This window comes from Bacillus sp. ok061 (assembly GCF_900108285.1).
GTDB classification, from domain to species: domain Bacteria; phylum Bacillota; class Bacilli; order Bacillales; family Bacillaceae_G; genus Bacillus_A; species Bacillus_A thuringiensis_S.
The window spans coordinates 455372-476468 of the sequence record NZ_FNUW01000001.1 but is presented as its reverse complement, the minus strand read 5'-3'; the positions used below and the strand labels follow the sequence as shown (position 1 = coordinate 476468).

Sequence of the window (21097 nt, the reverse complement as noted above, 5' to 3'; positions counted from 1 at the left end):
TCTTTCTTCACTTGTGGTGACACTATATTCCCTACATTTTCTTTCTTCACTTGCGGTGACACTATATTCCCTACATTTTCTTTTTTCACTTGCGGCGATATTATATTCCCTACATTCTCTTTCTTCACTTGCGGCGATATTATATTCCCTACATTCTCTTTCTTCACTTGCGGCGATATTATATTGTTTTTTTTCGTTTGCGGAGAAATGATATTGTTAGGTTTCATTTTACTAATTTGAGGAGCAATTAACTCGCTTCCTTTTTTTATTACATCTGAAATTTTATATTCTTTTTTGGGTTTTATTGGTGGTTGTGGCGGCTGCGGTAATACATTTACCGAAAACTTCGTGTTTTCTTTTTCCGCCGGTTTTTGTTTTTCTATCACAGGTGGTTTTTGAATAACAGACGGTTTTTCAACTGGTTTTTCTTTTTGAATTGGCTGTTCTTTTTGCACCTCTTTCTGCGGCTTTACCTGCATCTCCTTCTGTGGCTTCACCTGTACTTCTTTTTGCGGCTTTACTTGCATCTCCTTCTGCGGTTTTACTTGCACTTCTTTTTGTGTTTGTTGCATAGCTGGCTGCTGTGTAATTGGTGCTGATTGATACGTAACTTCTTCTTCATCTTCTATTCCAAGCGGAGTTGGTGTTGCTGCAAATTCTTTTTGCTGCACTTCTTTTACGTATTGCTTTGGAGGCGCTGAGCCTGCTCCAGCCTGTTGTTTCATATGAACACTCTTTGATGGCACTTTAATTTTCATACCTGGCATGATTAGATCAGGATTACTAAGTTGTGTATTTGTTTGTTTCAGTGTATCAAAATCCACTCCGTACTTTTTCGCAATTTTCCAAAGGGTATCCCCTTTTTGCACGATATGAATTTTCAAATTTTCCCCCTCCTGTATAACTTATCTATAAGTAACAAATCTCATGAAGTAACTCTTTCTAAATAACGTTAACTTCTTTTCACTTTCATCACTTCTTCGATTTTCAATATCATTTGAAGTGGAATAAGCATAAAAAAATCGCAATGATTTCTTCACAACAATGTATGCCCATTTCGTTCTCGTTATGATTATGTGCATGAAAAAAAGCAACGGGAATACCGTTGCTTTACACACGCTCTAACATACGATTTAATGCAAGAACCGCTTCTGCCGTTACTTGTTTATCTACACTAATAACATTAATTTCTTCTCCTCTTTCTATCGTTTCAAGTGCCCATAATAAGTGAGGCAGATCAATTCGGTTCATCGTTAAACATGGACACATAAATGGATTAAGCGAAACAATTTCTTTATCTGGATGTTGCTGAATAATTCGATTCACTAAATTCATTTCTGTACCAATCGCCCATTTGCTACCAGATGGCGCTGATTCAATCATATCAATAATATATTTCGTTGACCCTGCATAATCTGAAGCAGCTACAACTTCATAGCAACATTCTGGATGTACAATAATATTCATATCCGGATGATTTTTTCGTACATTCTCTATGTTTTTCACTGTAAAGTTTTGATGAACTGAACAATGACCTTTCCATAAAATCACTTGAATTTCTTCTATATCTCCATCGTACTCTAAAGAATCAGTATGCGGATCCCATACTGCCATTTTATCTAACGCGATACCTAAGTCGTACGCTGTATTTCTTCCTAAATGTTGATCCGGTAAAAAGACGAGACGTTCTTTTTGTGTAAACGCCCAAGATACCATTTGCTTTGCATTAGAAGAAGTTACTGTTGCTCCTCCGTTACGACCACAAAACGCTTTAATTGCAGCTGTAGAGTTCACATACGTTAACGGAATCATCGTATCTCCAAATAATTTCGTGAGCTCTTTCCACGCTCTTTCTGTTTGTTCAATATCTGCCATATCTGCCATCGAACATCCTGCACGCATATCTGGCAAAATAACGATTTGATCATCTGTCGTTAACATATCTGCTGTTTCCGCCATAAAGTGCACCCCGCAAAACACAATATACTTTGCGTCTTTATTGCTCGCTGCAACTTGCGCAAGCTGAAGTGAATCCCCTGCTGCATCTGAAAATTGTACCACTTCATCTTTTTGGTAATGATGTCCTGGAATGAATAACATTTTCCCCATTTTTTCTTTAATTTCATGAACACGCTTTTCCATATCTTCTTTTGACATCTTGTGATAACGCTCCGGTAACATCGTTTCAATTGGTTGCACTTTTTCTAAAATACTCATATTCCTTTCTCCCCCTCTAAGCGACTTTCCTTACCCTTCAATATTGAAACTAATATCAAGTGCTTTCACTGAATGTGTTAACGCTCCAAGTGAAATATAATCTACCCCTGTTTTTCCGTATTTCGATAAATCTTCAATTGTAATGCCTCCTGATGCTTCCGTAACGATGGCACTTGGTACAATCTTTGAAAACTCTCTAATCTCATCTGGCGTACGGTTATCAAACATAATAATATCCGCACCAGCCGCTACAGCCTCTCTCACTTGCTCCTCCGTTTCTGTTTCCACTTCTACTTTCACCATATGTCCTAATTTTTCTTTCAGCGATGTAACAGCTTTCGTAATAGAACCAGCAAAGGCAATATGATTGTCTTTGATCATGACACCATCATATAAACCGAAACGGTGATTAAATCCTCCTCCGCACACGACTGCATACTTATCAAACATACGTAGCCCCGGCATTGTTTTTCGCGTATCACAAATACGTGTATGGCTGCTATCTAAAGCAAGAACCGCTTTACGCGTCATCGTCGCTATTCCGCTCATACGCTGGATAACATTTAATATAACGCGCTCTGCTGTTAATAACGATGCAATTGGACCTTGCACAGTTGCAATGATTTCGCCTTTTTCTACAAGATCCCCATCTTTTTTATGAAGCTCTACTTCAATTCTCTCATCAATTAATTTAAATCCCGATTCAATTACTAAACGTCCTGCAAAGACCCCTGTATCCTTCGAAAGAAACGTTCCTTTTGAAAGCAAGTTATCTGGAAAAATAAGCTGAGATGTTACATCTCTTTCTCCTATATCTTCTAAAAAAAATCGATTTAATGCTTCTTTCACTTTTATCGTGTTCATAAAGCCCCTCTTCCCCTCATCACACAAGTTGTAGTTTTCTCTTTACTCGAACAATCTCTTTCTTTCCTACATTTCTATCTGGATAATCACTCCGGTAATGCCCACCAATACTTTCTTCTCTTTGCAGGGCTGACACAACTATAAGCTCACAAACCGTTAACATATTAATAAGTGTTATCTCTTCATTCGTAAGAACATCATGTTGTAATATCATATTTCGAACACCGTACTTACTAAGCCATCTCTTCGCATAAGATAAACTTTGCTCTGTTCGCACAATCCCAACATATTTCATCATGCATTTTTGTATTTCTTCTTTCGTCGGTAAATGATTCAGAACGATAAACTTCGCTTCCTTTTCGGCTAGCATGTTCACCTTTTCTTTTGTCTCTCTAGATAAAATGTGTCGTCCGATTCTTTTTCCAAACACAAGACCTTCTAATAATGAATTACTCGCTAATCTATTTGCACCATGAACCCCATTACAAGCTACTTCACCGACTGCGTATAGGTTCGGAATAGACGTCTCTCCATCACAGTTCGTTTTCACGCCGCCCATGTGAAAATGAGTACCGGGCACGACTGGAATAAGCTTTTTATTTATATCGACTCCATTTGTTTTACATATCGATGACACGGTCGGAAAGCGTTGTTCAAAGTTTTGAATCATTTCAATGTTTAAGTACACTTTTTCACCCGCAAGTAGCTGTTCATGAATAGCCCTTGCGACTACATCACGAGGCGCTAAATCCTGTTCGGAATGTATATCCATCATAAAACGCTGCCCTTTGCCATTTATAAGGACAGCTCCTTCTCCGCGAACAGCTTCGGACACGAGGCCGGAACAACGCCCACCCGCGTATAACATCGTCGGATGAAATTGTATAAACTCTAAATCTACAAGTTCTCCGCCTGCACGGTACACCATTGCAAGTCCATCGCCTGTAATTGTCTCATCATTAGAAGTAAAGGCGTATAAACCGCCAATACCGCCTGAAGCTAACACCGTATAAACTGCATTGTAACGTTTCAGTTCTCCTTTATTGTTACGAGTTAAAGCCCCAACACATTTATCTTTTTCTATAATAAAATCGAGCACCATTTCCTGTTCCACTACCGTAACGTATGGAGCTACTTCTTGAATAAGATGCTCTAATAAATTCTTTCCTGTTGCATCGCCACCTGCATGTAAAATACGACGTTTTCGATGCGCTCCTTCTTTTCCAAGATGAGGACCTGTTTCATCTCCATCAAATTTCATTCCTCTTTCAATAAGGTTATTAATTTCTTTCGGCCCTTCCTCGACTAAATAACGGACCACTTCTTCATTATTATAATGACACCCTGCTACTAACGTATCTTCAAAATGATCATTAGGATTGTCATATGTAGCTACCGCTGCGGCAATTCCACCTTGAGCTAAATGTGTATTATTATTACGTTTCGTCTCCTTTGTGATAATAATCACATTCTTTTCGTGACAAATCTCTTTTGCAACACGAAGTGCCGCAACGCCACTTCCAATAATTAAGACATCTGCACTTGGCATAATTGTTGCCTCCTACTTTACACTTTTCAACTGTCTTGACACCTATATTTACATAGTTTTAAAATAATGACAAGAGTTTTTTTATAATTCTTATTTTCACTACCATTTAAAAAGTAAAAGAAATGTAACTCTTACTAGAGAGAGGAACTTACATGATGATATATCTTGACTATGCAGCTACTACACCTATGAGCGAGGAAGCGTTACAAACATATATGAAAGCAGCTTCTCAATACTTCGGAAATGAACAAAGTTTACATGACATTGGAGGAACGGCTTCTTCTTTATTACAAGTTTGCCGAAAAACATTCGCGGAAATGATTGGTGGAAAAGAACAAGGAGTATTCTTCACAAGCGGTGGCTCAGAATCAAACTATCTTGCGATCCAATCACTTCTAAATGCCCGAAATAAGAAGCATATTATTACGACACCTATGGAACATGCATCCATTCGAAGTTATTTTCAATCTCTAAAATCAAAAGGCTATACGATCACTGAAATTCCTGTTGATAAAAGCGGACTCATTTGTTTAGTAGATTTAGAGGCATCTATTACAGAAGATACTGTGCTAGCAAGTATACAGCATGGAAACTCTGAAATCGGAACCGTTCAAAACATTACAGAAATCGGGGCAATTTTGAAAAAATATAATGTTTTATTTCATACGGATTGTGTGCAAACGTTTGGTAAACTGCCTATCCATGTTTTTGAGATGGGGATTGATAGTCTTTCTGTTTCAGCACATAAAATATACGGACCAAAAGGTGTCGGCGCTTGCTACATAAATCCGCAATCTCGCTGGGAACAAGTATTTCCAGGAACTTCTCACGAAAAAGGATTTCGCCCAGGTACAGTGAACGTTCCCGGCATCGCATCTTTTTTAACAGCTGCTGAAAATATATTAAAAACTCAATGGGAAGAAAGTTTACGTTTTAAAGAGTTACGATCCTACTTTTTAGAGCAAATACAAACACTTCCGCTAGAAATTGAAGTAGAAGGTCATTCTACTTCTTGTTTACCACATATTGTTGGGGTTACAATAAAAGGAATCGAAGGTCAATATACTATGCTAGAATGTAATCGTCATGGTATTGCCATTTCCACCGGAAGTGCTTGCCAAGTCGGTAAACAAGAACCTTCGAAAACTATGCTTGCAATTGGAAAAACGTATGAAGAGGCCAAACAATATGTCCGCTTCTCTTTCGGACAACAAACAACGAAAGATCAAATTGATACTACTATTCATGCACTACACACAATTGGAAATCAATTTTATAGAGGTGTTAAATCATAATGAAACAAAATGAACAAAAAAAGATTTTAGGTGAAGAAAGACGACAGCTTATCCTTCAGTGGCTTCTCGCTGCAAATGAGCCGTTATCTGGGAATGAACTATCGAAGAAGACAAACGTAAGTAGGCAAGTTATCGTGCAAGATATTTCCTTGCTTAAAGCACGAAACGAACCAATTATTGCGACTGCTCAAGGCTATTTATATTTAAAGCCACAAGAGAAACAACAAGCTTTTGAACGCGTAATCGTATGCCAGCACAAACCAGCAGAAGTACGTCAAGAACTTACAATGCTTGTTGATCACGGCGTTACGATTAAAGACGTAAAAGTTGAGCATCCTGTATACGGCGATTTAACAGCATCTATTATGGTAAGTAATCGCTTTGATGTAGAACAATATTTACAAAAAATAGAAAACACAAATGCTTCTTACCTTTCGCAACTAACAGATGGTATTCACTTACATACAATTGAGGCCGATTCTAAAGAAAAGTTAGATGCTGCTTGCGAGGCACTGGATAAAGCAGGATTTCTCGTTTATTAATGTAAAGCACAGAGTTTTTATAATTCTCTGTGCTTTTTTAATGCTATAATATTGTAATCAATCGTAAAGGAGATCACTTATGGGAATTGAACTCGTTCACTTTAGCATTGGCAAACCGAAACAAATGAAATATAGCGAAGATAAAGAAATGATTACTGGTATATGTAAGGAACTTACAGAAGAAGCTTTCCTCTCAAAAGATGGATTCCTCGGCGATGACGTAGCAGATTTAAAACATCATGGCGGTCCTGATCGCGCTGTTTGTGTATACCCACACGAGCATTACGCACTATGGGAAGAGGAATTTCAAACTACGCTTCCAGCTTCCACATTTGGCGAAAACATTACCGTAACAAATATGTTAGAGCGTGATGTTTGCATCGGAGATACATATCAACTAGGTGAAGCAATCATTCAAGTGACACAAGCAAGAGTACCTTGTAGCACTATTTCAAAACGCCTCGGTATTCCTGGCATTTTACCGCGCATTGTAGCAACTGGATTTACTGGCTACCTATGCCGTGTTCTTCAAGAAGGTACTGTACGTAAAGATTCTAAAATTACATTACTAGAACGTCAACCGAGCAATATTTCTGTGTTGTTCTCTAACGAAATCTATTTTCATAATAGAAAAGATAAAGATGGCATAGAAAAAATTCTTGCTCTTCCAGAACTAGCTGATATTTGGCGTGGTCAGTTAAAAGATCGTCTTGCGAAGTTAAAATAAAGAATCCCACCTTCTGCAGGTGGGATTTTATTAATCTATTAAAAAATATACTAGGCAATGAAATGATATTGACGATTAGACAAATACCAACATTCCGTCTACATCTTACAACCAATAAGAAGAATAACTCCCCAGCACAGTAACAGAAAAGCCGAGTGCTTCAAGTTCCATCGTTACGCCTGGTAATAATACATCATCGTATGCTTTATCGACATCGATTAAGAAAAAATAATTGCCAAGGCCTGTTTTCATCGGGCGAGATTCGATTTTTGATAGATTTAATTTCCTCCATGCGAAAGCTGATAGCACTTGGTATAGTGCCCCTGCATAATCAGCAGGTAACGTTATCATAAGCGTCGTTTTCTCTCCGCGGTTTTCTCCGTTATTTGGAAGTATCGCTTTCTTTTTCTTATGGAGCACGAGGAAGCGTGTATGATTATTTTTATGCGTATGAATGCTACGTCTTACAATCGTTAATCCGTATTTTTCTGCAGCTGCTTCATTTGCAATAGCGGCAATTTTTTCTTCAGGATGTTCTTTCACATATTGCGCAGCGGCACTTGTGGATGTCATATCTCGAACAGTTACTCCTTTTAATTCTTCATTTAAAAATTTATGGCACTGTGCAATGGCATGCGGATGAGAATGCACCGCATATACTTCATCCCACACTTCTGCATACTGCGGATGTACAAGTAAATGCTGCTGAATTGGTACTGTAATTTCTCCTACAATGGAAAGCGGCTGCTCATGTACAAGATAATCAACCGTTATATTCACTGAACCTTCTATTGCATTTTCTAACGGTACGACTGCGAAGTCTACATTTTCATTTGCAGCTGCATCTATACAATCTGGAATCGTTCGATACGGTACATGATCTGCTTCCGGAAAAAAACGACTCACCGCCATATTTGTAAATGTTGCTTCTGGTCCTAAATATCCTACTCGAATCATCGTCTTTTCCCCTCTTTTTCGTTTTCTTACTGTTATACCATACTTTTTTATATTCTTCTATGTAAATTTCGAATATTAAAAAAAGACTAGCATTTGCTAGTCTAAATGTTTCTTATATTCTCTTTGAGCGAAGAAGAAATAAATGATACATGCTACGATATAAAACAGAATGAACAAACCTACTTTTTTTAATGATCCATCCATAAAGAAAGTATTATGAAACGTATATAACGCAACTGCACTATGCATACTCCCTACTATAATTGGCGCAAAAAATAGCATACATAATTGCCAACGAGAAATTTTCCATACTTCTTCCTTCGTCATTCCAAGTTTAGAGAGTGCACCATACTGCTTTCGGTCCGATGCAATATTATGGAACCATTTAAAATACACGATACTACATGAAGTAAGAAAGAATAATATACTAATAAACGAGCCCATAAATAGAGTAATATCACCGCCTTCTTTCATACTTACATATAACTCCATATTACTTCGAAATGCATTATTATTATCTTGTTTCATATGTTTCCGTAAATCTTCATTCAATTTCTTCGTCTTTTCGATATTTGATAATGTGTAGCCTCTATATATCATCTTTTCAGAATCAGGAACCTTATTTGCTATATTGTCAAAGTCTTCATCATTCATAACGAAGAACAGACCATTAATGTACGAAGGGTGATAGTTAAATTGAACCCCTTCTTTCTGACCGTTAAATACGAATTGATATGGTTGATTCATTACTTGCAATTGAATCTCTTTTTGATTATATACATTCGAATTATTGTATTTATTATAATAAACGAGTGTCACTGTACCTTTTTTAGGATGATATGTTTTCTGTTTTTGTTTCCTCGCTTCTTGGTTATAATCACTTTCTTTTATAAGCGGTGCTATTGTTGTTTCTCCTTTATTAGACTGAAAGGATGCATACACTCCAACAAAACTCATATATTGAAAATCATCATACCCATATTGATTCAGTAATTTTTCAACCGCACCTTCTTCAAAGACTTCATAAGTAGAAATACCTTTTTCTATGTACGAAAACGAGTGTACCCCTCCAGTTCGCCACATATCTTGCATGCTAGAAAAATACAAGAACACCGTACCTGTTGCCGTAACTACAAACGTCGTTGCCATAGACATCAGAAAGAAAAAGCGACCATTTTCCTTCATTCGATGTGACAATTGATTCACTATAAATAAATACGGATATGTATACATAATCTTTTTATTTCGCTTTATCATCTCTAACACTTGGGTAGCACCATGCGCGAAAGAAAAATACGTTCCAAAAAAGACAAGTATAGACACAGGGAAAAAGTATATTGCTATCGTAGCCATCGTCACTTGTAGCGCTAACGCATATCCTATCCCTAAACAAATAAAGCCGAATATACAAAGCCACTTGGATGTTTTCTTCTCTTTTTTATCTGTTCGAAATTCTTTCAATAACCGAATGATTTTTATATTCCATATACGTAAAGCACTTATAAAAGATAACAGAATAAAAACGACCATATATGTAATAAATGTTACACCAATCGCACTTACGTCAAATATAACAGGAAGTTCTTTCGGAAGTCGAAGTAACATACTAAATACCATAAAAAAGAGTTTTAAAAATATCATACCAAGCCCAATACCGAAAATATTCGCGAAGACCCCGATTAAAATTTGCTCGGTCATAATCACTCCTATTACGTTAGACTTCGTTGCTCCCATTAACATATATAACCCTAATTCTTTCTTACGTGCTTCTATGAAAATAGAGGTAGAGTACAAAATAAATATGACGAAAAAAGAAATGATTATAACATTACATATGATAAGTCCCCAGCGTACGTTTTGATACCATATCGTCTCTTGCATATACGGATGTACAATGACAGACATATATGCAAAAGAAGCAAATATTGCAAAACAACTACTTAAGAAAAACACTTTATAATTACGCCAATTTCCTTTTATATTTTGCAGCGCTAGTTGCCGAATGTTCATCTATCGTCCTCCTGTAACTTACTACATAGGCAAAAAGCTAGAGATTCCCCTAGCTTTTTACGTGTTTTAAATATCCTCTTTGCGCGATCATAAAGTAAATAGCAGAAGCTAAAATGTATGCTCCAATTACAAGCGCACCTGATTTCCACAAATCAATATAAAGCATTTTCCCTAACGTATGAAGAGCAACTCCACTATGAATGGAACCGATTAAAATTGGGATAAAGAAGATAACTCCCATTTGTCGAATCGCAATTTTGCGAATTTCTTTATCTGTCATACCGATTCTCTTTAACGATTTAAATTGAATACGATCTTGTTCTTTATCGTTAAACCATTTAAAGTATGTCATACTACAAGCAAAGAAGAAGAACAGTACCGCTACGAAGAAACCGATGAACATTGTAATTGCTCCACCTTCTCTTATATCCTTATACGCAAACACTGAATTTCTCAATTCTCCTTGCTTTTCTGGTGCAATTTCATTTTTCAAATCTAATACAAGATCTTCTGTACTTTTCCAATCCTCAATATAATAACCGTAATATTTCGTCTTTTCTTCATCTGGTACGAGTTTTGCATATTTCTCAAAATCTTGATCATTTACAACGAGATATTCACTATCATTAAAAACAGAATACTGCGTTGGCTTATTTAATTGAACAGACTGCTTTTGTCCGTTAATTGTAAATTCATACGGTTTCGTGCGGTCTATCTTCATCAGTTCATTTGACATATCAACCATAACCATTGTTGCACTACCCAGTGCATTATGAACTTCTGTAGGTTGCTCTCTCTTTTGTTTGCGCACTTCCGTATTATATTCTTTTTCTGAAATAATCGTCATCGGTACTTCATGTTCACTATTAAACAACGTTATTTTCTGTGTTGCCGGTAGTTTAACGTAGGTTACTTTTCGCGCATCTTCAAACCCATGTCTCTTCACAAGCTCCTGTACCTTTTCTTCATTAATAAGGCTATGCGTACTTAACCCCTTTTCCTCATATGAAATAGCGTGTGGTGTAAGTTCTACCGTTTTCGCACTCAAATTTTCAAAATATACGTAAAGCGTGCCAACTGCCGAGGATACAACCGCCGTAATAATAGAAATTACAAATAGAAAACGAGCATTATCTTTCATTTTATAAATAAGGTTACTAAGGACGAACATATTTGGGTACGTATAAAAAGATTGTTTTCGTTTTTGCAATGCTTTTAATACGACTGTACTTCCTTGTGTAAATAGTAAATACGTTCCGCCAATTGTCAGTCCTACAACCGGTAAAAAGAGGATGAGGAAATTCAGAAACGTTACTTGGAAGCTAAGCACATATGCAGCAATAATACATCCTATACCAACTACACTTAACCATGTAAATGCAAACGGCTCTACTTTTTGCTTTCTTGCTTCTCTTAATAAATCAATAATTTGCAAGCGTCCTACTGTCCAAACACTAAACAATGATAGGATTAAAAATAAAATAAAGTATACACCAGCTGTAATAAAAACTGCTTTACTATTCCAAACGAGTGGAAGTGTCTTATCTATTTTCAATAATACGCTTAACGCTTGGAAAAATAATTTTGAACAAAGCATTCCAACCCCAATACCAACTACAATTGCAATACTACCTAACATCAGTTGCTCTAATATAATCATTCGGCCGAGCTGCGATTTCGTTCCGCCTATTAATGTTAGTAGACCAAACTCTTTTTTTCTTGCTCGTAAAAACGTTGAATTTGCATATAAAATAAAGAGTGCCGAGAAGATGACCACAATATAATTCATCGATTCTAATCCTTTTGTGATCATCGTTCTCATACTAATATTACCGCTTACGACATCTGGATGATAAATAAAAGAAGCATACATGAAAAATACGACAATCGATAAACAACTACTTATAAGAAACGCTTTATAGTTACGCCAATTTCCTTTTACGTTATTAAGCGCGAGCTGGCGAAAGTTCATGATATTCTCCTCCTAGCATCGCAAGTACGTCCAGAATTTCTTGGAAAAAGGCTTGTTTCGTTCTTCCTTTATGTATTTCCGAGAAAATTTCTCCATCGCGTATGAAAAGGATACGTTCACAATAACTAGCCGCTACTGGATCGTGCGTAACCATTGCAATCGTTACTTTCTTTTGCTCGTGTAAATCTTGCAGAGCGCCCATTAGCGATTTCGCTGACTTTGAGTCTAAGTTTCCAGTTGGCTCATCTGCTAAAATTAACGTCGGTTCATGAATGATTGCTCTCGCTGCTGCTGCGCGTTGTTGTTGTCCGCCTGATACTTCGTATACTTTTTTATTTAAAATTTCTTCGATGTTTAAAAACTTCGCAATTTCCAGTACTTTCGCATCGATTTCATTTACAGATTTCTTCGCCATTACAAGTGGTAAAATGATGTTTTCTTTAATGGATAACGTATCAAGTAAGTTAAAATCTTGGAAGATGAATCCTAAATGTGTACGGCGAAACTCCGCTAATTTGGCAGCACGCATTTGATTAATTTCTTCACCATTTACAAGTACATGACCTGAAGTTTGCTTATCAATTGTTGCTAATAAATTTAAAAGCGTCGTTTTCCCGCTTCCTGAAGGACCCATAATCCCTACAAATTCGCCTTCTTCTATTTTAAAATTTATATCGTTTAAAGCAGTCGTCGCTACTGAACCTTTTGATTGGTACACCTTCGTTAATCCTTTTACTTCAAGAACACTCATTTCTAATCCCCCTATGTGTTTTCTTCTTACATTTACTATAAGAAAAATAAGAAAAAGAAACGAGTGATTTCCCTTACAAAACGTTTTGTTATCTTACAGTTTTGTCATTTTTCTCATCAATGTATGATATTCTTCATCTTTTGCAAATTGGAACGTGAATGTTGTCCCTTCTCCTTCAGCCGATTGAACATACATTCCATGATGTAAATTATCGCAAATTTCCTTCGTAATATATAAGCCCATCCCAGTCGCTTCTCTCGTTTTACGTCCATTTATTCCCGTAAAGAATGGGTCAAATATGCGCTTTACGTCTTGCTCTGGAATACCAATTCCATTGTCCTTAATATGTAATAACACCTTTTGATCTTTCTCTTCAATTTGAAATTGAATTTCTTTTTTCTCTACCGCTGAAATTTTGGTATACTTGATTGCGTTTACAACAATTTGACCTATAGCAACGCTCAGCCATTTTCTATCAGATGCAACCATACAAGTATCTTCTTCAAACATCACTTTCGGGAATACAGACGATTGAATGAAGGATTTTCGGTTTTCATTAATAATACCTCGCACGATATCTATAACATTTACTACTTCTACCTTATAATCTTTCGCAAACTGCTCTAGTCTTGCCATATGTAACGCTAAATCTAACCCATTTAGTATACGGTTATTTTCTTCACGGATACTTTCAACTGTTACTCTTGCCTCACGATGCTCTTTGCCAAACTTCTGCAACAATAATTCAATAACAGATACTGGTGTTTTCATTTGGTGAATCCATTGGTTCATAAATATCATTTGCTGTTGCTCTTTCGCATGCTGTTTATGAATTTCATTCATATATTGCTGTCTTAATAACGTAAAAGATTCAACGACCATTTCTTGCTCTGATGTATAAGATTCATCAATAAGTAAAGAGTCATGTAATGTATTTCCGCCAGTAACATACTTTTCGATCCTCTTTAAATACACACTCCGTTTTCGATAATCGTAAATGAGGTATACAGTAAACACAACTGTTCCTAATAAAAGTCCATATAACCACGTACTCCAATCAATGGATTTCTTTTCTAAAAGACTTTGCAACTGCAAAACGAGCCCAAATAAACAAAGGCTAACAATATAAGAAAGAATTAAAGGAAAGCGATCCACGAGGTAATTTTTAACCTTCATGCCCTTCGCCCCACTCCGTAAGAAGCGCATAACCATATCCACGTTTCGTTACAATTGCATTTTTAATGCCTAACTCCTCTAGTTTCTTCCTTACACGTTTTACATTTACGGTTAATGTATTATCATCCACAAATGCTACTTCATCCCATAGAGCTTCTAACAGTTCTTCGCGCGTTACATACTGATTCACCTGTTTCATTAAACATTCTAATAAGTAAAACTCATTTTTTGTCAGTTCAGTTTGTTGTCCCTGCCACTCAACAATATGCTGGGACGGGAATAACAACAGTCCATTTACACCTAAACAATCACTCTCAGCAGCAGAAGCATACTCTCCATAACCACGGCGAAGCGCACTCTTCACCTTTGCCATTACGATATCTAAATGGAATGGCTTCGTAATATAATCATCGCCGCCGTTTTCAATCGCCATTACTTGATTCATTTCCCCTGTTCTTGCAGAAACAAAAATAATCGGCGCATTCGATATAGTACGAATTTGACGACACCAATAAAAACCGTCAAAGTACGGTAAATTAATATCAAGTAACACGAGATGAGGATTTACTTTTACAAACTCATCTTTTATATGACATAAATCACTTACTCTAAATGATTGATAGCCATACCTTTCTAAATGCTCCTCTAATATTCCCGCGATTTTCTCATCATCTTCTACAATTAATATTTTATACATGCTCTTTTTCTCCCCATAAAAGAATTCTTCTACATTTACTCCTTTTTCCATTATAAATTGAAAATTTATTTAGTGGGGATTTTTTCCTATAATAATCTAACTATTGCAATATAAAGTGATACTTTAATCAGTGGAGGTTCTACGGGCAAATAGTGGGATAAAAAAAAGACTGCCATATTTCGGCAGTCTTAGTCGATAAATTCAAATTCATATTCAAGAATTTTTACAATATCTCCGTCTTTTGCACCACGTGCACGAAGCGCTTCATCAATACCCATTCCGCGCATTTGGCGAGCGAAACGACGTATAGATTCATCACGTGAGAAGTCTGTCATTTTGAATGTCTTCTCGATATCGTAACCAGAAATAACAAATGTGCCGTCACTTTCACGTGTAATTTCAAATTTAAGACTTTCAGCATCAAATTTATACATTACACTTGCTTCAGACTCTTCGACAACATCGTACATTGGGAATTCTGGTGTTGTTTCTAATAAGTTCGCTACTTCAAATAGTAAATCACGAACACCTTGTTTCGTTACAGCTGAAATTGGGAAGATTTTTACTTCGTCTCCCACTTTCTCTTTAAATGCTTGTAAGTTCTCTTCTGCATCTGGCATATCCATTTTGTTTGCTACAACAACTTGTGGACGCTCTGTTAAACGCATATTGTATTCTTTTAATTCATTATTAATTGTAACATAATCTTCATATGGCTCACGGCCTTCTAAACCAGACATATCAATAACATGTACAATTACACGTGTACGCTCGATATGACGTAAGAATTGGTGTCCAAGTCCAACGCCAGCATGTGCGCCTTCAATTAGTCCAGGAAGGTCAGCCATCACGAAGCTGCGGTTATCACCAGTTTCAACAACACCAAGATTCGGAACGATTGTTGTAAAGTGATACTCTGCAATTTTCGGACGTGCTGATGATACAACAGATAATAATGTAGATTTACCTACACTTGGGAATCCAACAAGTCCAACATCTGCTAGTACTTTAAGTTCTAGAATGACATCACGTTCTTGACCTGGTTCTCCGTTCTCAGCGATTTCTGGTGCTGGGTTCGTAGCTGTTGCGAAACGTGAGTTACCACGGCCACCACGGCCACCTCTTGCGATTACAGCAGTTTGTTCATGCGTTACTAAATCGGCAAGAATTTGACCAGTTTTTTCATCTTTTACTATTGTTCCTGGTGGAACCTTTACGATTAAATCTTCAGATTTACGTCCGTGCTGACCTTTACTCATTCCGTGCTGACCGCGATCAGCTTTGAAATGACGTTGGTAGCGGAAGTCCATTAATGTACGTAAGCCTTCCTCAACTACGAAAACAACATCTGCACCTTTACCGCCGTCGCCACCTGCTGGGCCACCTTTAGGAACATACTTCTCACGACGATACGCAACCATACCGTTACCACCGTCGCCGCCTTTTACATATATCTTGACCTGATCTACAAACATTATTTCACCACACTTTTTCAATTGGTTGTAATATAACTGAGACTTCTTCGTCTCGCACTGTATAAGAAATGGAATACCATTTATTGTTTTGGGTCGCAAGCCAATTCTGTAGTTCTTCTACACTCGTTAGCTTACCACGAAAATCAAAAAAGAAACGAGCATTATCCGCGTCACATTCAATTGTGATACAAACATAATTTTCAACATATACGTCTAAACTATGCTGAAGCATCGAGAAAAATTGATTCGTCCATGTACATACAGTCTCATCTAAGTGAGATAAGTTATGTAATTTCCCTAATACTTCGTACTCCAATAAGCACGGCTGCTGTTTCCAATTATATGTTAAAATCCACTCTGAAAATAAAGGCATTGATAGCCCCATCAGATTGGATTCTTGTCTCGCTTCTTGGACAAAACGATCGATGAGACTATGAATTTCTTCCACTTTTCCAAGGGAAAGGTTTCCTTTCACCATCTGCATACGATTGAGCCAATCATGTCTTGAATGGCGCAATGCATCTATAATTGTCCATTTTTCATTCATTTAGATACCCCTTAATATAGAAAAACTCTAACCTGCACTCAGGTTAGAGTTTTCCGTGAGTTCTTATGCTTCTTGAGCAACAGGATATACGCTCACTTGTTTGCGGTCACGGCCAAGACGCTCAAAGCGTACTACGCCGTCAACTTTCGCGTATAAAGTGTCATCGCCACCACGACCAACGTTAACACCTGGATAAATTTTTGTACCGCGTTGACGGTAAAGAATTGAACCACCTGAAACCGTTTGACCATCTGCGCGTTTAGCACCAAGACGTTTTGACTGAGAGTCACGACCGTTCTTTGTACTACCTACACCTTTCTTAGATGCGAAAAACTGAAGATCTAATCTTAACATACGTTACACCTCCTGCACTTTTTCTATTAAACGGATATACTTTCCGTAATCAAGTTCGATCGTCTTAAGCGAAACAACCAATCCTTCCAAAAGTATCTGTGCTTTTTCTACTGTATGAACGTCTAAATCATTAGGCAATTCATACGTTAAGAATCCGCCATCACTTCCGAGTTCAATAGTTGCCTGCACATTACAAAGTTCTTCCACTGCATTTATAGAACCAAACACAACCGCTGTAGTTCCAGCACAGACAAGGTCTTGTCCATGTGGCGCATAATCGGCATGTCCAGTCATTTTAAATGATTGGATACTTCCTAATTTCGTGCGACTTATCGTAATTTTAATCATGTTAACCTGGATTAAGCGTTGATAGCTTCAACAACTAGCTTAGTGTAAGGTTGACGATGACCTTGTTTCTTACGATTGTTCTTTTTCGCTTTGTATTTGAAAACGATAATTTTCTTAGCGCGACCTTGTTTTTCAACTTTCGCAGTAACTGTTGCACCTTCTACAACTGGGCTACCAACTTTAACGTTTTCGCCACCAACGAAAAGAACTTTGTCAAAAGTAACAGTTTCACCAGCTTCAACATCTAATTTTTCAATGTAGATTGCTTGACCAGCTTCAACTTTAATTTGTTTTCCACCTGTTTCGATAATTGCGTACATACTTGCACCTCCTCTTAATTACTAAGACTCGCCAAAAACGAGGTAGACATATATGCCTTTAGGGAACCTGTCTTGTGCGGTTGTAGCATATAGCCGTTTAGGTGCTATAAACTATAACATAAAGATGTTATCATGAATCATAGACGGTTGTCAATAAATGTTCTGCTAACTATTTTTTCCGCTCTACAATTTCTGTTTTACTTCCAAAACGGACAATTGCATACTTTTCGATCATATCATCTTTGAAATAAATTTCAAATGGAATATTTTTTTGTAATTCTTTTTGCAAAAATTGTTTTTGCAAGTCTTTAGGTGCAGCGATTAATACTGCCTCATCCTCTATATTGCCATATGTAATTAGCTCTCTCTCTAACTCATACGCAATTGTCTCATATGACATCACATACCCCGTCGCTTTGCACGGTACACATTCTTCTAGTAATACGTCGCGTAAAGAATGTTTCTTACGTTTACGTGTCATCTCTAAAATCCCTAACTCTGTAAACCCAAGCACTCTTGTATATGTGCGATCATTTTGCATAGCAGCCATGAGACATTCTCTTACCATTTCTTTATCTTCTCTTCTTTTCATATTAATAAAATCAATTAATATCATACCACCGATATCACGCAGTCTTAATTGACGTGCAATCTCTTCAGCTGCCACTTCATTTGTACGAAGGACTGTATCTTGTAAATTCTGTTTTCCAGTAAACTTGCCCGTATTCACATCAATTACAGTCATCGTCTCCATTTGTTCCACAATTAAATAAGCACCATTCGGGAGCCATACAATTTTTTGAAGTGCTTTCTCGATTTCACGCTCTATTCCAAAATGGTTAAACATTGAAGATTTTTCATTATAAAAAGATACTTTTTCTTTTCCAATCTTTTCCTCTAATTCTTTTACTATACTTCTTGTATCTACAACTACTTTTTCAATTGTTTCAATCGGATTCTCTTGGAATACACGATCTAAAAAGGTGGCCGGTCGATGAAGTAATAACGGCGCCTTTCCTTGGCCCTCTTTTCTTTGTAGCTCTTCATATAACTGCTGTAACATTTGCATTTCAGCTTGTATTTCTTCAATCGCTCCTTTTTCAGAAGCAGAGCGGAAAATGTACCCCCCCGTTCCTTCTACCTCAATTTGGAGTAACTGTTGTCTTCTTTTATTATTTTTTATTTTCCGAGAAACAGCGCGCATCTCATCAAACGGCATATAAACGACATATTTCCCGGTAAATTCTATATTCGCTGTCAATTTAGGCCCTTTCGTATCAATTGCCTCTTTCACAACTTGTACGAGAATCGCTTGCCCTTCATGTATACGATAACAAGATGGTACATCATCGTATGAAAGATACGCATGTTTTTCTAAACCGATGTTTACAAATGCTGCGTTCATTCCAGCGATTGTTCTTACGATACGTCCGGCATAAATATGCCCAACAATCTCTTGCTCTTCATTACGTTTCCATAAAAACTCAACAATTTTTTTCTTCTCTTCAATTGCAACGCGCTTTTCCGATCCAGCGTAATTCACATATAACGTTTTCAAAATTATTTCCTCACTTTATAATCTTCTTTGCTTTTACAATAATAAAAGGTTAGTGCTATCGTCAACACTAACCGATTAATTCTTCAACTGATGAAGTTGTTCGTTTTTCAGTAAAATATGCATAGAGCAGTTCATTTTCATCTAATGTGTAATGTTCTTTATATTTTCCATGGACGATAATAGAGTGCTTATATCCTCTACGAAATTTTGTGAATATCTTATATAAATGATCTTCTGATTGCACTTCAATAGGTGCAATCTTTTCAATTCCTCTTTTGTTCCCATAATAACGTTCTAATAAAAAACGCATAAAGGCATACCGTCTTTGTTTCCACTCTTGATATAACGACACTGCCAAAAACATGAGTAGTACCCACATCATAATATTATTGCTATTCCAGAGTAACTGCCATCCTAATATTACACCAAAAAAAACACATGACAATTTCATCATCTTTTCATGTGCTTGTAAATAAGGAAAACGATATGATAGTATATTAAACAATACTTTCCCGCCATCTAACGGCCAAATAGGGAGTAAATTAAACGCTAAAATAATTATATTATTCCACATAAAGAAATAATATAAATCCGCGTTCAGCCAACCAGCTTCAAACAATATATAACCTACTAGCATCATCCAAACATGTTGAATCGGTCCTGCAATTACGACAACAAGTTCCTCTTTCAACGACTTATTACCATGTTCCTCAAGCTCAGCCACGCCACCAAACGGCAAAAGCTGAATTTTTTTTATACGCCAATTATAGTGCGCTGCTGCAAAAGCATGCCCAAGTTCATGAATAAGAACAATACAAAATAACAGTATTAATTCTTTAAAACGTGCAGTAAAAATACCAATGACAATGATAACCCAAAATAATGGATGCACGGAAATTTTCGTTAAAACGTCCCTATATTTAATCAAATGATATCACCTGGATCGGATCAATAAATTTTTCATTCTTTTTTATCGCGAAATAAAACTTTCCATTTTTATCATTTGTATCATTACTCACCGTTCCAATTTTTTGTTTCTTTGAAACGTAATCATATAATTTCACTGACATATCGTTTAAGTTTGCATACCATGACTCCGTACCATCTGCATGTTGAATTTGAACTGTATTTCCAAGTTCCTCTTTCTTACCCGCAAAAACAACTAATCCTTCATTCACTGACTCAACTGTTGCATTTGTAGCTGTTTGGACAAATACACCTTGACCATTTTTTTGAAACCCTTGCATTACTTTTCCAGAAGCAGGAATTGCATAATCTTTTTGCTGAATACTCCCTTCTTTTTTCTCATTCGGTGAATAAAATACAAGCGGTTTTCCAAATTGCTTTTCATACCATTTCGCTACAGTAGCAAACTGAAATTCCTCTTTCATCACTTTTTCTGTAACAGCTTTAGCACCATCGAACGAAGACGGGGCATTCTTATATAAAATAGCAACCGAAAGAACTAATATTGCTGATAATAAAACTTTGAAGAAAAAGACTTCCTTTCGAAATAAAGGGTGAATTTCCTTTTCTCCTTCTTCAATAAATACTGTTTCGCTACCAAAATTTCCTCCGGTAAAATACTGCTCTTCCTCCATCCTTTCTTGCTCGGCCTTCCTTTTCGCAATCCGCTTTTTAATTTCTTCTACGCGTCTATTCTTCATACTGTCTCCTTTCTTTCCGTAAGCTAATTTCAATAGAAACAGTTGTATACAGTTTGTACATGTGTATGAGC

The 21097-nt window shown here is 36.8% G+C and carries 20 protein-coding genes, 1 pseudogene and 1 other annotated feature; of the genes and pseudogenes, 3 read left to right on the top strand and 18 right to left on the bottom strand.

Features of this window, described 5'->3' with window-relative positions; all coding sequences use genetic code 11:
• The 4 genes and pseudogenes from exsA to nadB form a co-directional block, all read right to left on the bottom strand.
• Window positions 1-884: pseudogene (gene exsA / locus C4S65_RS02630) on the bottom strand (spore coat assembly protein ExsA); the annotation flags it as partial.
• A 226-nt stretch (window positions 885-1110) separates the two neighbouring features.
• The gene (gene nadA / locus C4S65_RS02625; RefSeq protein ID WP_061666263.1) at window positions 1111-2217 is read right to left on the bottom strand and encodes a quinolinate synthase NadA; all 1107 of its coding nucleotides are present in this window, start codon (window positions 2215-2217) and stop codon (window positions 1111-1113) included.
• Between the two features lie 30 nt (window positions 2218-2247).
• Window positions 2248-3081: a carboxylating nicotinate-nucleotide diphosphorylase gene (gene nadC, locus C4S65_RS02620; RefSeq protein WP_001092241.1), complete on the bottom strand. Its 834-nt coding sequence runs from the start codon at window positions 3079-3081 to the stop codon at window positions 2248-2250.
• 19 nt (window positions 3082-3100) lie between these two features.
• Complete coding sequence (gene nadB / locus C4S65_RS02615) at window positions 3101-4630, bottom strand: L-aspartate oxidase (protein WP_061666262.1); 1530 nt, start codon at window positions 4628-4630, stop codon at window positions 3101-3103.
• Between the two features lie 152 nt (window positions 4631-4782).
• Between nadB and C4S65_RS02610 the strand changes: the two genes are divergently transcribed.
• From C4S65_RS02610 to C4S65_RS02600, 3 genes are all read left to right on the top strand, one after another.
• Window positions 4783-5925: an IscS subfamily cysteine desulfurase gene (locus C4S65_RS02610; RefSeq protein ID WP_000973781.1), complete on the top strand. Its 1143-nt coding sequence runs from the start codon at window positions 4783-4785 to the stop codon at window positions 5923-5925.
• Entirely contained in the window at window positions 5925-6467 is a 543-nt protein-coding gene (locus C4S65_RS02605; RefSeq protein ID WP_000812272.1) for a transcription repressor NadR, read from the top strand. The genes C4S65_RS02610 and C4S65_RS02605 overlap by 1 nt, the downstream gene beginning before the upstream one ends.
• Before the next feature lie 79 nt (window positions 6468-6546).
• Complete coding sequence (locus tag C4S65_RS02600; protein ID WP_103945126.1) at window positions 6547-7194, top strand: MOSC domain-containing protein; 648 nt, start codon at window positions 6547-6549, stop codon at window positions 7192-7194.
• 105 nt (window positions 7195-7299) lie between these two features.
• Here C4S65_RS02600 and pheA read toward each other — a convergent pair whose 3' ends face one another.
• The 14 genes from pheA to spoIVFA all read right to left on the bottom strand — a co-directional run bounded on the left by pheA (window position 7300) and on the right by spoIVFA (window position 21026).
• Window positions 7300-8151 carry a prephenate dehydratase gene (pheA, locus tag C4S65_RS02595; RefSeq protein WP_000621693.1) on the bottom strand — a complete coding sequence of 284 codons (852 nt, stop codon included), beginning with the start codon at window positions 8149-8151 and terminating at the stop codon, window positions 7300-7302.
• A 96-nt stretch (window positions 8152-8247) separates the two neighbouring features.
• Window positions 8248-10161, bottom strand: a complete 1914-nt coding sequence (locus C4S65_RS02590; protein ID WP_001026321.1) for an ABC transporter permease — start codon at window positions 10159-10161, stop codon at window positions 8248-8250.
• 49 nt (window positions 10162-10210) lie between these two features.
• Window positions 10211-12133 (bottom strand): ABC transporter permease, encoded by a 1923-nt coding sequence (locus tag C4S65_RS02585; protein WP_098838581.1) that lies wholly within the window; start codon window positions 12131-12133, stop codon window positions 10211-10213.
• Window positions 12108-12884, bottom strand: coding sequence for an ABC transporter ATP-binding protein (locus tag C4S65_RS02580; RefSeq protein ID WP_000114529.1), 777 nt, complete (start codon window positions 12882-12884; stop codon window positions 12108-12110). The genes C4S65_RS02585 and C4S65_RS02580 overlap by 26 nt, the downstream gene beginning before the upstream one ends.
• A 93-nt stretch (window positions 12885-12977) precedes the next feature.
• The gene (locus C4S65_RS02575; protein WP_061666259.1) at window positions 12978-14060 is read right to left on the bottom strand and encodes a HAMP domain-containing histidine kinase; all 1083 of its coding nucleotides are present in this window, start codon (window positions 14058-14060) and stop codon (window positions 12978-12980) included.
• Window positions 14050-14757, bottom strand: a complete 708-nt coding sequence (locus C4S65_RS02570; RefSeq protein ID WP_086407271.1) for a response regulator transcription factor — start codon at window positions 14755-14757, stop codon at window positions 14050-14052. Before C4S65_RS02570 ends, C4S65_RS02575 begins: the two co-directional genes overlap by 11 nt.
• Before the next feature lie 188 nt (window positions 14758-14945).
• Window positions 14946-16232 (bottom strand): GTPase ObgE, encoded by a 1287-nt coding sequence (gene obgE, locus C4S65_RS02565; protein WP_000497121.1) that lies wholly within the window; start codon window positions 16230-16232, stop codon window positions 14946-14948.
• Between the two features lie 4 nt (window positions 16233-16236).
• Window positions 16237-16779: a sporulation initiation phosphotransferase B gene (locus tag C4S65_RS02560; RefSeq protein WP_001003585.1), complete on the bottom strand. Its 543-nt coding sequence runs from the start codon at window positions 16777-16779 to the stop codon at window positions 16237-16239.
• Window positions 16780-16842: 63 nt separating this feature from the next.
• Window positions 16843-17133 (bottom strand): 50S ribosomal protein L27, encoded by a 291-nt coding sequence (gene rpmA, locus C4S65_RS02555; RefSeq protein WP_000944957.1) that lies wholly within the window; start codon window positions 17131-17133, stop codon window positions 16843-16845.
• 3 nt (window positions 17134-17136) lie between these two features.
• On the bottom strand, window positions 17137-17481 hold the full coding sequence (locus C4S65_RS02550; RefSeq protein ID WP_002082112.1) for a ribosomal-processing cysteine protease Prp: 345 nt from the start codon (window positions 17479-17481) through the stop codon (window positions 17137-17139).
• Window positions 17482-17492: 11 nt separating this feature from the next.
• Window positions 17493-17801 (bottom strand): 50S ribosomal protein L21, encoded by a 309-nt coding sequence (gene rplU / locus C4S65_RS02545; protein ID WP_000270907.1) that lies wholly within the window; start codon window positions 17799-17801, stop codon window positions 17493-17495.
• A 14-nt stretch (window positions 17802-17815) separates the two neighbouring features.
• Window positions 17816-17893, bottom strand: a sequence feature (ribosomal protein L21 leader region).
• Between the two features lie 77 nt (window positions 17894-17970).
• Window positions 17971-19359, bottom strand: a complete 1389-nt coding sequence (locus C4S65_RS02540; RefSeq protein ID WP_061666258.1) for an Rne/Rng family ribonuclease — start codon at window positions 19357-19359, stop codon at window positions 17971-17973.
• 67 nt (window positions 19360-19426) lie between these two features.
• Window positions 19427-20287, bottom strand: a complete 861-nt coding sequence (gene spoIVFB / locus C4S65_RS02535; RefSeq protein WP_000599045.1) for a stage IV sporulation intramembrane metalloprotease SpoIVFB — start codon at window positions 20285-20287, stop codon at window positions 19427-19429.
• Window positions 20280-21026, bottom strand: a complete 747-nt coding sequence (spoIVFA, locus tag C4S65_RS02530; RefSeq protein WP_000797476.1) for a stage IV sporulation protein SpoIVFA — start codon at window positions 21024-21026, stop codon at window positions 20280-20282. The genes spoIVFB and spoIVFA overlap by 8 nt, the downstream gene beginning before the upstream one ends.
• Between the last annotated feature and the right edge of the window lie 71 nt (window positions 21027-21097).

Excerpts from the sequence above, each read along its gene's own strand:
- nadA (WP_061666263.1), bottom strand. The coding sequence starts at position 2,217 with ATGAGTATTTTAGAAAAAGTGCAACCAATTGAAACGATGTTACCGGAG.
- nadC (WP_001092241.1), bottom strand. The coding sequence starts at position 3,081 with ATGAACACGATAAAAGTGAAAGAAGCATTAAATCGATTTTTTTTAGAA.
- nadB (WP_061666262.1), bottom strand. The coding sequence starts at position 4,630 with ATGCCAAGTGCAGATGTCTTAATTATTGGAAGTGGCGTTGCGGCACTT.
- C4S65_RS02610 (WP_000973781.1), top strand. The coding sequence starts at position 4,783 with ATGATGATATATCTTGACTATGCAGCTACTACACCTATGAGCGAGGAA.
- C4S65_RS02605 (WP_000812272.1), top strand. The coding sequence starts at position 5,925 with ATGAAACAAAATGAACAAAAAAAGATTTTAGGTGAAGAAAGACGACAG.
- C4S65_RS02600 (WP_103945126.1), top strand. The coding sequence starts at position 6,547 with ATGGGAATTGAACTCGTTCACTTTAGCATTGGCAAACCGAAACAAATG.
- pheA (WP_000621693.1), bottom strand. The coding sequence starts at position 8,151 with ATGATTCGAGTAGGATATTTAGGACCAGAAGCAACATTTACAAATATG.
- C4S65_RS02590 (WP_001026321.1), bottom strand. The coding sequence starts at position 10,161 with ATGAACATTCGGCAACTAGCGCTGCAAAATATAAAAGGAAATTGGCGT.
- C4S65_RS02585 (WP_098838581.1), bottom strand. The coding sequence starts at position 12,133 with ATGAACTTTCGCCAGCTCGCGCTTAATAACGTAAAAGGAAATTGGCGT.
- C4S65_RS02580 (WP_000114529.1), bottom strand. The coding sequence starts at position 12,884 with ATGAGTGTTCTTGAAGTAAAAGGATTAACGAAGGTGTACCAATCAAAA.
- C4S65_RS02575 (WP_061666259.1), bottom strand. The coding sequence starts at position 14,060 with ATGAAGGTTAAAAATTACCTCGTGGATCGCTTTCCTTTAATTCTTTCT.
- C4S65_RS02570 (WP_086407271.1), bottom strand. The coding sequence starts at position 14,757 with ATGTATAAAATATTAATTGTAGAAGATGATGAGAAAATCGCGGGAATA.
- obgE (WP_000497121.1), bottom strand. The coding sequence starts at position 16,232 with ATGTTTGTAGATCAGGTCAAGATATATGTAAAAGGCGGCGACGGTGGT.
- C4S65_RS02560 (WP_001003585.1), bottom strand. The coding sequence starts at position 16,779 with ATGAATGAAAAATGGACAATTATAGATGCATTGCGCCATTCAAGACAT.
- rpmA (WP_000944957.1), bottom strand. The coding sequence starts at position 17,133 with ATGTTAAGATTAGATCTTCAGTTTTTCGCATCTAAGAAAGGTGTAGGT.
- C4S65_RS02550 (WP_002082112.1), bottom strand. The coding sequence starts at position 17,481 with ATGATTAAAATTACGATAAGTCGCACGAAATTAGGAAGTATCCAATCA.
- rplU (WP_000270907.1), bottom strand. The coding sequence starts at position 17,801 with ATGTACGCAATTATCGAAACAGGTGGAAAACAAATTAAAGTTGAAGCT.
- spoIVFA (WP_000797476.1), bottom strand. The coding sequence starts at position 21,026 with ATGAAGAATAGACGCGTAGAAGAAATTAAAAAGCGGATTGCGAAAAGG.